Annotated in this window: 7 protein-coding genes; 5 read left to right on the forward strand and 2 right to left on the reverse strand. The window is 49.7% G+C overall.

Annotated features, from left to right (window positions below; all coding sequences use genetic code 11):
- Window positions 1-68: 68 nt before the first annotated feature.
- Window positions 69-3,113: a hypothetical protein gene (locus B0475_RS00935; protein ID WP_157892577.1), complete on the forward strand. Its 3,045-nt coding sequence runs from the start codon at window positions 69-71 to the stop codon at window positions 3,111-3,113.
- A gap of 43 nt (window positions 3,114-3,156) precedes the next feature.
- Here B0475_RS00935 and B0475_RS00940 read toward each other — a convergent pair whose 3' ends face one another.
- Window positions 3,157-3,930, reverse strand: a complete 774-nt coding sequence (locus B0475_RS00940) for a class I SAM-dependent methyltransferase (protein WP_077409534.1) — start codon at window positions 3,928-3,930, stop codon at window positions 3,157-3,159.
- A gap of 237 nt (window positions 3,931-4,167) precedes the next feature.
- On the opposite strand from B0475_RS00940, the gene B0475_RS00945 reads away from it, so the two are divergent.
- The 4 genes from B0475_RS00945 (at window position 4,168) to B0475_RS00960 (ending at window position 12,476) form a co-directional block, all read left to right on the forward strand.
- Window positions 4,168-7,113, forward strand: a complete 2,946-nt coding sequence (locus B0475_RS00945) for an HzsA-related protein (protein WP_077409535.1) — start codon at window positions 4,168-4,170, stop codon at window positions 7,111-7,113.
- 218 nt (window positions 7,114-7,331) lie between these two features.
- Entirely contained in the window at window positions 7,332-7,586 is a 255-nt protein-coding gene (locus B0475_RS00950) for a hypothetical protein (protein ID WP_077409536.1), read from the forward strand.
- 424 nt (window positions 7,587-8,010) lie between these two features.
- A complete protein-coding gene (locus B0475_RS00955; RefSeq protein WP_077409537.1) occupies window positions 8,011-8,316 on the forward strand; it encodes a hypothetical protein in 306 nt (101 codons plus the stop codon).
- Between the two features lie 284 nt (window positions 8,317-8,600).
- Entirely contained in the window at window positions 8,601-12,476 is a 3,876-nt protein-coding gene (locus B0475_RS00960; RefSeq protein WP_198538059.1) for a hybrid sensor histidine kinase/response regulator transcription factor, read from the forward strand.
- 4 nt (window positions 12,477-12,480) lie between these two features.
- Here B0475_RS00960 and B0475_RS00965 read toward each other — a convergent pair whose 3' ends face one another.
- Window positions 12,481-13,089 (reverse strand): TetR/AcrR family transcriptional regulator, encoded by a 609-nt coding sequence (locus B0475_RS00965; protein WP_198538060.1) that lies wholly within the window; start codon window positions 13,087-13,089, stop codon window positions 12,481-12,483.
- Between the last annotated feature and the right edge of the window lies 1 nt (window position 13,090).

The following is a 13,090-nucleotide window of genomic DNA, read 5'->3' on the forward strand; positions in this document are numbered from 1 at the left end:
ACTGATTTTTATTCTTTTTTACACCATTAACCAGGATGCTTTGCCATCCTGAACAGGAGGGCTTTGCCATGAAAAACCTCACCTTTTTATTATTCACCATACTGATGTGGTCGTGTCTGACAGCTACAGCAGATGATCAACCCATCGAGTCCGGTGACGTACGGGTCAATTTGCAGCATTACATTCAGTTGATTGAAGCGGCCAGGGACCCTCAGCTGCCTGCACCGGTGGCCTATGCCATTGGGCAAGCCGACCTTGAGGTTCAACTGACCGAACAGCCTGACCGCACAAATGCCAGGATCAAATTGCAAACCACTCTGGAAGTGTTTGCAGATGAATGGACCGTGGTGCCCTTATTACCAGTGGGTACGGCCATCAGTCTGGTGGCCATCGATGGTCGGCCTGTGCAATTGACACAGCGTGCTGAGTGGTTGTCCTGGAGTACACGACAGTCAGGCACCTATACCCTGTTGCTGGAATACGCCATTGATGCGGTGCGTTCACAGCAGGGATATGTGTTGCCTGTTCCGGTACCGAGGTCTTCTTCGGCAGCGTTGCGTCTGAACTATACAGGTGATCCGTTGGATGTGGCAGTGATTCCGGCCACTGCTGTGCAGTCTGGTCAAGCAGGCGAACAACAACAGATCACTGCCAGGATTCCCAGCACCACGGCTTTGTTGCTGACCTGGCGGGTGCCGGAACAAAGTGGTTATGTGATCAGCCGGGCCAACTATGCCGGAGAATGGCATGATGATGCGTTGACCCTGGTGGCCGATTACCAGGTGGATGTGCTCAGTGGTGAGCAGATGCAATTACCGGTACTGGCCAATACTGTGGTGTTGCATGATGTACACATTGATGGTCAGCCGGCCACTGTGCTGAATAAAGACGACCACTTTCAGGTGATGTTACAGGGCCGTGGGATGCACCAGATACAAGTCACTTTCCAGGTGCCGGTCGAACAACACTCCGGGCCACCCAAAGTGGTGATTCCGACACCGGAAGTGGCGATTTCTGCATTCAGTCTGCAATTGCCAGGACGCAAAGAAGTGAGTTTTTTTCCGGCAACTCAGGTCACCAGTGAACAGCAGGATGAACACACCATTGCCAGAGGTTTTGTGCCCTTGACCAATGAAGTTGAGATCAGCTGGATTGATGCGGTGCCCAATGACATGGCCACCGGCTGGCGCGCCAATGCGAACATTTATCATGCTTTTTCAGCCGAAGAAGGGGTGCTCTATGGCCGTGGTTTGCTGGATTATGAGATCACCCAGGGAGAGACTTCGGTGTTGTCTTTCACAGTGCCGGCCGACAGCCAGATCAACCGCCTGTCGAGTCAGACTGCGGCGGTATCTGATTGGCAGGAAAGCGTTGATGGAGAATTGAAAACCATCACCGTCTATCTGGATCGAAAAGTCAACGGTGCTTTTCAATTGCAACTGGCATATGAACAATTGCTGGCCACTTCCGGTGGCGAAGGCCAACCGGGCGTTGCCATCAAGGTGCCATTGATCAAAGCATTGGAAATGCACCGGCAACGAGGCATCGTGGCTTTGCTGGTCGGCCAGGAATTGACCCTTAAGCCGGTGAATGAACAGGGGGTAACCCGGGTCGGAGAGAATCAGATCCCCGCCATATTCAGAGACCAGATCGCTCAGACCATTGCCCACACCTTTAAGTATGCCATTGAGTTGCCTCAGTTGTCAGTGATCACCATGGCGCCCGAACGTCAACAGGGTAAATATGATGCTCAGGTAGACACCCTGATCTCTTTGGGTGAAGTGACGCTTCGGGGCAGTGCTGGTATTCGTTTGGATGTCAAGTCTGGCAGCCTGGTGGCGGTTTCATTGAGTCTGCCTGAGGGCGTTAATGTGTTGAACGTTTCCGGTCCGTCTATCCGCCAACACCGCATTGTGGACCAACAGGATCAACAACACATCGAAGTCGAATTTACCCAGGAAATGAAGGGACAGTTTCAGCTGGAGGTAAATTACGAACACATTTTATCCGATCAACAATCTGCTGTTGCGGTGCCAACCATCACCGTTGGTGGTGCAGAGGTGCAACACGGCCGGATTGCGGTTGAAGCATTGACTGCGGTGGAAATCCAAGCAACGAAGACCAAACACCTGTCTACGCTGGCGATCAATGAGCTGCCTCAGCAGCTGGTGTTAAAAACCACCAATCCGATCCTGCTGTCTTATAAATACGTCAATGCCGATCAACCTCATCAACTGAGCCTGAGCATGACCCGTCATGAAGAATTGGCAGTCCAGGTGGCTGCGATTGAAACCGCCCGCTATCAGACGCTGATCACCAGTGATGGTCTGGCAGTTACCACAGCGCGTTTTCAGGTGCGCAACAGCCGGCAGCAGTTTTTACGGCTGAGTTTGCCAGCAGGCTCTGATGTGTGGTCAGTGTTTGTTGATGGTCAGGCGGAAAAACCTGCCAGAGCGGGCGCACACGGAGCCGGAACCGATCACGATATCCTGATCAAAATGCTCAATGCCACCACGGGATTTCCGGTGGAAGTGATTTATGCCACACCACTGGATTCACTGGGCCTGATGGGCCAGATTCAAGCCCGTTTGCCGCAGCCGGATATGGTGGTCACCCAATCTGAATGGGATGTGTTCCTGCCACAGGGGCCGGATTATTATGGCATTGACAGCAATCTGCAGGTGCGTTTACAGAACCGCCAGGTTAACCCCAGGGCATTGACCGCGGAATCAATGGCAGACCGGCGGCACCAACCTTTGCGTTTACAGGTGCCACAACAAGGGGTGCAGTTCAGTTTTGAAAAACTGTATGCCAACCAATCAAGTGATGCGGCTTATGTGCACATTCGCTATGCAGCAGCAGAAGCAAGCCGCGGCGGGCAGGTGATCAGTGTTTTGAGTGTGTTGTTGATTTGGCTGGCCATCTTTGCCATGCATTCAGGACGCTTCGGCTGGCCGGTGTTGGCCCCTGTGTTACTGGCCGGATCGATGGGTCTGATTGGGTCTCTGGGCTTTTTACCTGCCAGTCCCGTTGTGCCTTTGGTGTTGATCCTGATCGGTGGTGTGATGTTTGTCATACATCTGGTCTGGCCACGGCTGCGGAGACGGGCCTGAGCAATTTGCAACCAGTCATCCCACAACGTGTGGGCTGACTGGTTCATTCTGGTTTGCTGGCCAGGATACTGTACACCAGAGGGGCCCGGTGGTTTTGATGGATCAGATAATAGCGGCCGGGTTGTTGTTCTTGCATATCGGCAAAACAATTGTACGGACTGTAATCAAATTCTTCCACCCGTTCAATTTTCAGTCCAGCAGTCACCAGTGCGGTGATCACTGAACCCATGGGGTGGGCCCACACGGCAAATTCATGTTCACTGCCATCACAGTTTTCCGTATAGGTGTCTTCCTGTGATACATCGGGTTCGGTTTTATGGAAATACTCATATCCCGCCAGTAAATCTATCACTGGATGAAATTCTGCCAGATAAAGACGTCCACCAGGTTTAAGGCATTTGGCCACCACCTGTGCCCAATGGTCCATGTCCGGCAGCCAGCACAAGGCGCCATAGGAAGTGTAAACCACATCGAACAACTGTTCATTGTGCCTGCCATAATCGTACACATCGGTGCTGATGAATTTGGCATCCAGACCGGTTTGTAATTGTAACTCCCGGGCTTTGTCAATCGCAGTATCGGAAATGTCCACCCCGGTGACCGATGCGCCCAGGCGGGCCCAGGAAAGGGAGTCCAGGCCAAAATGACATTGCAGGTGCAACAACGTCAGGCCATCAACGTCGCCCAGCCCGTTCAGTTCGATTTCATTGAGTGATGTTTGTCCTGCCAGAAAGCCAGGCACATCATAAAATTTTGAATTGAAATGGGTTTCAACCCGTTGATTCCATGATTGTTTGTTGGTTTCAAAATAAGACATCAGGCGGTCGGCAAAAAACCAAATTTTAACACATGATGAAATGGGCTCAGTTGTGGAATTGTGATTGAGGTCTCTTTTAAACCTGTCTGTTGGGGCTAGAATGAAATGGAAGGGTTGGCTTCAGGCGATGTTTTGACCATCGCTGATTAATACAATCATCAATGCACGATCCTCCGTTGGGCGGCTGTTCTCCAGCCCGGCTGGAGGATCGTTTTGCGTTAAGTGGGATAGAAAAATATGAAACACAATTCAGTATTGTGGGCGCTGTTGCTTCTGTGGTGCTGTGTCCAGGACACCAGGGCGCAGATTGAATACGACATTGTATATGTCAGGCAAGCGAGGTTTGGTGACGTGGTGAACACCACCTGGCCGGAAATTTTTCACCCGGCCCGCATGGATCCCGGTGCTGATCTGATGTTGCTTCACCCGGATGGCAGCGAAGAAGTGCTGGTTAATTGCGAAATCTGCGGAGTCACTGACCCGGTGATTTCCTTTGATGCTCAGTGGGTGTATTACAGCCTGTTCCATGATCTGAGTCCGGGCAGCCTGAATGGCCAGAGGGGTGATTTACCCCACCAGGGTGCTGATATTTTCAGGCTCAACCTCTACACCCGGGTCATTGAACAATTGACCTTTGGTGAATTTACCCCCAATACCGGAGCAGGCAACTGGGATGAAAGCAATCCGCTTAATCCAGGCTCGCAATACAACCGATTGGGTTATGGTATTTTAAACTTGGGCCCCATGCCATTGCCCGAAGGTCGCCTGGCATTTACCAGCAACCGCAATGGTTTTGTACCAACCAAAGGATTCACCAACCCCACCTTGCAGTTATTTGTCATGGATGTGGATGGCAGCAACATCGAAGCCATTGCGCCTATGACCATTGGCAGTGCTCTGCACCCGACCATCCTAAATGATGGCCGCCTGATGTTCTCCAGTTACGAAGCCCAGGGCATCCGTGATCGTCGGTTGTGGGGCATCTGGACGATTCAGCCCGATGGTCGTCGCTGGGAACCCCTGGTCAGTGCCATGACTTCGCCAAATGCATTTCATTTCATGACCCAGAATTCCGCCGGTGAAGTGATTGTTGAACAATACTATAACCTCAATAACAACGGCTTTGGCGCATTGTTCAAAATGCCATTGGAGGTACCACAAGGCACCTCGGGGTTTGGCAGCCCGTTTCCATCACAAAATCCATCCATAGAACAAACCGTCAGTCAAAGCATAGGCTTGCAACCGTTTCAGATGTCTTTTACTCCCTGGGGTTATGAAGCCGTGACGCCGATGACTCATCCGGGTGACAGTGCTGCGCCAGTGGGTGACAATAACGGAGACCGCGTGGGTAAATTCACCCAGCCATCGGCGGCACCAGGCAATGATCTGCTGGTCGTCTGGACACCGGGGCCTGCCAATGACCTGAACCGGCCGACCACCATTCCTTATTATGATGGTGGCTTATACGTCATTGAAAACAGCGATCAGATCTGGCAACCGGAAGATCTGGTGCTGATCAAAAACGATCCAGATTACAATGAAGCCTGGCCAAGGGCGGTGGTGCCCTGGCGGGCCATTCATGGTGATGTTGAGCCTGCCAGTCTGGCATGGTTGCCCAATGATGGCAGTGATCATCCGTCACTGGAACCAGGTAGCCCGTATGGCCTGGTCGGCTCCAGCAGCCTCTACAAACGGGACACCTTTCCGGGCCGTGGTGACAGTGATTTTGCTGGTCTGGACCCTTTCAATACCTCGGAAAACCGCAGCAGCAGTAACTGGGACTGGCAAGGCGCTGATGCCGGTGTTTATCAGGACAGCGACATCTGGGCAGTGCGCATCGTTGGCATGGAACCCAACACCGATCGCCGCTATGGGCCTGATGCCGCTCATCACGGCACCGCCACCGATTTTTACAACTTTGCCAATGAGCGCTTGCGCATCATGGGTGAAATCCCAGTACGCAAATTTAATCAGGATGGTTCGCCGGTACTGGACGCCGAAGGCCAGCCCGACACCAGTTTTCTGGTAAAAATACCTGCCGATACACCGTTCACTTTCCAAACCATTGACCGCAAAGGCATGGTGCTGAACATGTCACAAACCTGGCACCAGGTACGACCTGGGGAAATGCGTGCCGATTGTGGTGGTTGCCATGCCCACAGTCAGCAGCCGCTGGAGTTTGCCTCCACAGCCGCTGCTTTACCAGCGTACACCATTGCAGATCTGGCTGCCATGACACCCATGGTCACCCGCGATGAAACCGGTGCCAACGGTCTGGATGACATACCGCAAGCCATGGTCGATGTGGAATTTTTCCAGGACATCAGGCCGATTTTGCAAAACCATTGTGTCAGCTGCCACAACGGCACGCAGCAGGCCGGCCAACTTGACCTGGCAGATCACAGCCTGGACGATGATCTGCCCGGTGACTACCGGCGCCTGGCCAGGGATGAAAGCGCGCAATTCGGTTATCCTCCGGTGATAGGCAATGGCGTTTGGCGTCAGACCAATGCCAGCCGCTACATCCGTAAGTTTCAAAGCCGCCGCTCGCTGCTGACCTGGAAGTTGTTCGGTGAACGTCTGGATGGCTGGACCAATGCCGATCATCCAACCGAATCAGTTCCCGGTGATGCCACCACCCTGCCGCAGGGCGCCAATCCCAATGATGCGGATCTGGATTACATCGCCACCAGTGAACACCCGGCTGGTGGATTGCCTGGTTTGAGCATGGCAGACAAGATGACTGTGGCCAGGTGGATTGATCTGGGAGCGCCAATTGATTTGTCGGTGATCAGGGGCAGTCCGGGCATGGGCTGGTTTCTGGATGACCTCAAGCCCACCCTGACCATCAGTCAACCCCGGATTAATTTCAATGCCGGTCTGGTAAACCTCATCAGGCTGGGCATGGCCGACGGTAATTCAGGCCTGGATATGAGTACGCTTTCGGTGATGGCAGATTTCACAGTCAATGGTCGGCCTGCCAACAACGAACTGGGTGATTTATTGGTCAATACCAGTGACGGCGTTTATGAGCTGGCCCTCAGTCAGCCGGTGCCGGTAGACGATCTGGAGCGACATGTTCGTGCCGAAGTGGCGGATGTTCAGGGTAACATCACCCGGGTGGATGTGCGGTTTTATACCAGCGATCCAGACATCATATTTACCGATGACTTTGAACCATGATCTGATGCGGGAAACTTCAGCCAGATGATTTCATCCGGTTGCTTACCAATGGCTGCTGATATTTGCAAATTGATGTCCTGTTTTTACTCACTTCTTTTCTGGATCAACATTAAACTATGTAGATCAGGTCATGCACTACGGAGGAGATGGCAAGCAGGTTATGAATGATTTTCAGCACAATGTGATCAGGGTTCATTGATGGTTAAAGGACGTTTGCCATGAAATTTTATATGGGGTACAGACTCAGTGGACTGGCATTGCTGGCTTTGATGCTGGTATTGTTGTGCTGGTTGTTGGGTTTTTTGACACTCAAAATTTATCGCAGCTTCAAACCAATTGAGGCTGAAGAGCATGATGGTTTTCTGACCCATGTACCGCGGGAAGGTGACGGGGTCATCAAAGCGGTGTTGGTTGGTTTGGTCTGGTTGGCACTGATTGGTGCTGTTTTGATCTTCGGATTCGGCTGGTATTGAGTTCAGAAAGGCTGTTTATATCAATGGAATTGTTTGGTTTTTAAAAAATAAGCCAAAAAATCTCAATTTAATGCCATTGAGCATTTATTCTTCTGACAATCACATACAATGCGCAGGGTGAATCAATTCAAGTGTGTATGTATAATGATGCCTAACCCTGACTGCGGGTCAGCCTGCTGCCAATCAACTGAACTCAGTCCACTCTGAGGCCAGCATGATTGGTCTGTCCATATTCAGTATGAATCCGTGTGTGTACAGTCATTTGAGTCAATCAATGAAACTTACATCGTATCTGGCTTAAAACACTCATCAGGCTGCCTTGCCTTTCTTGTTTTACAGAAATGATCGCTTAAGAATATTTGACAAGCTTTTGCCACAATTCACGTTTGAATAACTGAAAACATTTATTTAGGAGTGCATGTTTATGAAAAAAATTAAACTTTCTTTGTTGGCTTTGACGGTGGTTTCTGCGTCGACTTTCAGTTTTACCTCAAATTCAGAGCCAGGGATTCGTCAACAATATATGTGTTCTATTCATCATGATATGCCAGCCATCAGACATGGTGGTGGAATGACCGATAACACAAGTTTTTCAGCCTGTGTGGCTAATGTCCGTAATTCGCCTCACTTTGCAGAAGTGGCGAAAGATTATCAAGATGGTAAAATCACGCTGTATGAAAAAGAGCTGCACATTCCGGAAAATTGTGCCACTTTAGAGCCTTTTGATTGAGTTTGTAAATGGCTCAGTGTATTGTGAAGAAACTCTGGATCTTTCCGGGGTTTTTTCTGTGTTAATGTTACGACCTTACATTCAGAATGATGTTCTAGGAAATTACATTGAAGCAAATGCAAAACTGCAATCATTATATCAATCCCAACAGACCATTTGCCAGGTTTCATCGCAGGCAGTTATTTCTGTTTATTGTACTGCTGTTGGTCAGTGCTCAGCTCCTGGGAAATCAGTTCAAGCATGTCTCCTCTGATCATGGGTTGAGAAGCTCTATCATCAGATCAGTGATTCAATCCAGCGATGGCCTGGTCCTGTTGGGAACATTGAAAGGCTTATACCGATATGACGGATATCGCGTTTCACAGGTTAATATGCCTAATGGATTGCCCTTTAATTCAGTCAGAGCGCTGGCGGAAGATGGCAACGGTGTGATTTGGATAGGGACCAAAGAAGATGGGGTTTTCTACATCAAATCTGGTCTGGTCTTTCAACTCGGTGGTTTGGAGCATATCGATTACAGTTCCTTTCAGGTCATGGCTCAATCAGAAGCACATGTTTATTTGATTTTTGATCATGTTGTGATCCAGGTTGACCAGGAGTTACAAACCACTGCATTTAACAATCCAATCAAAGAAACCATATTTTCAGCCATTGTATTGGGCCAGGACCAGTTGACAGCCGGATTAAAGGACAGTGTTGTGTCATTAAACCTTGGTACTTCAGCCGTTTCATCGGTTGCAGTCAGATCAGATGTTCCGAACAGACAAAAACACCTTGTCCATCGTGACCCTCAGGGCAGGGTCTGGCTGGGAAGATCTGATGGTCTGTATCAGTACGATCCTGAATGTCATTGCTTCAAAGGACGTGATGATGTGTTGCATGGTGTTGAAATTCATACTTTGGGATCAGATTCAAAAAACCTGTGGATAGGAACCAATCAAATGGGGGTTTATGGGTTTGATAGCGTATCGGGTAAAACAACCCACTTCAATTTCGACAGCTCCAATCCCAAAGGTATCAATGACAAAGCCGTCATCTCTGTGGCCACTTCTCCGCTGAATGATCTGTATTTGGGTACCTTCAATGGAGGCTTGAATCACATCAACTTAGACACCCTGAAATTTGGTGCTGTTCCGGGTGTGGGTTCTGGGGTTAACTGCTTACCAAGTGAAGTGATCTATGGGATGTATGAATTGAATACAGATGAACTTTTGGTGGGGACCAACCAGGGGTTTACGCTCTTGAATACCACGCTAAAAACCTGTGTCGATTTCTACAGTCAATCCAATGATTCTTCACTGAATACAGGTCAATATGTGTTTTCCTTTTTCCCCAGAGGTGATCAAGTATTGCTCATGGGTTTAACGGGTATTCATTTATTGGACACTTCATCCAAGAGCATCCGCAGGTGGTCAGAGTTGATTCCAAACGTGCCCGTCTTTTTCCTGTATGAATTGGATGATGACTCATACTTGTTTGGAACTGACCAGGGGCTTTATGCGTTTAATGAAACGGAGCAGAAACTGGTTAAGTATATGTCGGAGGATGGTGATGAAATATCCTTGCGTTTTTATCATGCCGCAGTAACTTCAGGTGGCACTTATGTAAGCGGCACCGGTGGCTTATTCAAATTGGCCGGGAATCGGCTGCAACAGGTAACGATTCAACTGGAAAATGGTCACTTTGTCCGCGACATCACGGGTTTGTCTACAGATGGAAATGATGGCTTGCTGGTGGCAGCGGATAAACAATACTTGCTGCAGTTCAGACCAGGAGAAGATGTCAGAGATTTCAGTCACTTAGTCAATGAAAAAACCTTTAATGTGACTGTCTTTGAAATCATCCAGGATGATTTTGGTCGGTTTTGGATGTCCAGTGACAACGGCTTGTACCAGTTGGATCTGGAGGATCAGCGTGTTCATCGCTACACTGAGTCAGATGGCTTGCAAAGCAATGACTTTTTATTGATTTCCAGCCATAAGGGTGCCTCTGGTAAGTTGTATTTTGGCGGTCGTCATGGTTTGAATGCGTTTAACCCGGAAGACATCAGCATCAATGAAACACCTCCGAAAGTGGTGTTGACTGAAGTGTCACAGTTGAATAAAACCATTGGTCTGGGTCAACAAACAATGGGTGGGTTTTTGCTGGAGCAGCCAATTGAGCAACTCGATTTTCTGGAGCTGAGTCACAATGATCTGGACATTGGTTTCGAGTTCGCTGCCCTTGATTATGCCGCTCCCGCCCGCAATCAGTTTGCTTACCGGCTGTTGGGGTTCAATGATGACTGGCAGTATGTAGGAGCCGATAACCGGCGGGCTAACTTTACAAACCTCAGCCCGGGAAACTACACATTTGAAGTCAAGGCGGCAAACAAAGACGGGGTGTGGAACCCGGAACCCAGACAGCTGGCCATCACCGTATATCCGGCGCCCTGGTTTTCGCCATGGGCATATGCAGCTTATGGGCTGATCATTCTGCTTTCGATCTGGGGGTTTGTTCATTACAAAACCATCGCCAGCCGCAACCGGGCCAGAGAGTTACAGACTCAGGTGGCAGAGCGCACACAGGAAGTGGTCAGGCAAAAGCAAATGGTGGAATCCTTGCTGGATCATAAGAATGAAGTCTTCGCCAATGTCACCCATGAGTTCAAAACCCCTTTGTCGCTGATTGTGGGTCCGCTTGACCAGTTGGCAGATTTACCTGTGCTTGATCAACATCAGGACAAAGTGTCTATGATCAAACGCAATGCGCAGCGTTTGTTGTTGATGGTCGGGCAAATCCTGAAACTGTCTGAGGCCGAACAGGACAAAGAAGTCATCAGAGAAGTGCAGGCCGTGCAACCGGTTTGCCTGATGCTGTTTGAATCGTTCACGCCCTTGGCCAGAGAAAAAGGCATTGATTTGAGGCTGAACAACGAACATGATGTGAATGTGTATGCCACCAGTGAATGTCTGGAAATGGTGATTGGGAATTTACTGTCCAACGCCATCAAATACACCCCCCAAGGTGGACGGGTGCTAATATCAACTGAGATCAACAAGGGGCATGTGAGTATCAGCGTAAGCGATACCGGACCAGGTGTCTCTGACCAGGACAAAGGTCGGATATTCAATCGGTTCGTGCGTTTGGACGGCCACCAGGGTGTGCAGGGTACCGGCATTGGTTTGGCTGTGGTTAAAGAAGTCACAGTGGCCAACAAAGGACATGCCCAGGTGCTTGATCCTGTTGATGGCGGTGCTGAATTTGTGGTCACTTTCCCAGTCACTGATCAGCAGGTGGACGGAGGTTTGACTGAGGCAATGACCGAACAACTGGTCAGAAATACCGGCACCGAAATCAATCAACATGTGGTGGTGGAACAACCTGATGCACAGGATGACGAACAGCGGCCAACAGTGCTGATCATTGAGGACAACCCAGACATGCAGCAACATACCCTTCAAGTGCTTCAGGGAGGGTATCAGTGCTTACTGGCCAGTCGCGGCGATGAAGGCATTGGTCTGGCATTGAAAGAAATTCCTGACATCATCATCTGTGATGTGATGATGCCAGGTATGGATGGTTATCAGGTGACCCGGGTGTTACGCAATGACAGCAAAACGTCCCACATTCCGATCATTTTACTGACGGCATTGAATACCAGGGAGAGCCGCATCAAGGGCTGGCGGGCAAACATTGACCGCTATGTCACCAAACCATTTGATGCCCATGAACTGCACGCCCAGTTACAGAACATCCTCTCGGTTCGCCAACTGCTACAAAACCAGACGGCACAAATCATTGAAAACAAGGGTGATCTTGAACACCTGGACCTGACCAAACAGGACATTCGATTCCTCGATCAGCTGAAGGCAGTGATTGTCGAAGTGTTTGGCAATGAGTACATTCAAAAAGCCGATCTGGCTTCGCGCATGGCGATCAGTGAGCGTCAGTTACAACGCAAGGTCAAGGCTTTGATTGGGGTGGGGCCATTGGATTTATTGCGTGATCATCGTTTGGAACATGGCAGGGAAAAGCTCAGGGAAGGGCTGCAGGTGAGTCAGGTGTCGGACCTATGTGGTTTCAGTTCGGTTTCATATTTTGGCACCTGTTTCAAGAAAAAGTTTGGGATGACGCCCAAACAGTATCAGCAACTGGGTCGTTCAGGAGCCAGTGGATGATGACTCAGACCAGGTAGTCGGCAAAGATCATTTCCAGTTCTTCGCGACTGAGTTGGCGGTAGAATAAATCGATACCTATGACCAGGCAATAGAGCATCAGGCCGTGACGTTTAACTTCAGCAGGATCATCGTATATACCTTCCAGTAAATGCAACAAATAACCATGGCGTTGCTCATAAACTGAGGTCACAAAGGCTTTGACCTGGTCATCAGCCTGTGACCAGGCGTTGATTTCAAACTCCAGCCGGTTCCCTTCAATGCACCCATCGATGCATTGTTGACCCAATAATGACAGTTTTTCCCTGGCATTCTGGCCGGTCTCAGCCTGTTCAATGAACCCTTGAGTGAAGCGTGATTTCCAGTAAGCCAGTACCTGCCACTCAAAATCCCGCTTGGATTTAAACCAGTGATAAAAGCTGCCTTTGGTAACGCCCAGCCGATCACCAATGGTTTTGATCTTCATCTCCCGCCAGCCTTCCGTATCAAGGATGCGGATGGCCATTTTCAGCCAGGCCAATTGACTGTCGTTGTCATTGTTCATCTCTTTTTGCATGGCGGTTTTTTCCGGTTTTTGTTGCTGCATACCCAAAGGTATGTTACATTGGCGATCCACA

Origin of the sequence: Marinicella sediminis, from assembly GCF_002000055.1 — a bacterium.
Classification (GTDB): Bacteria; Pseudomonadota; Gammaproteobacteria; order Xanthomonadales; family Marinicellaceae; genus Marinicella; species Marinicella sediminis.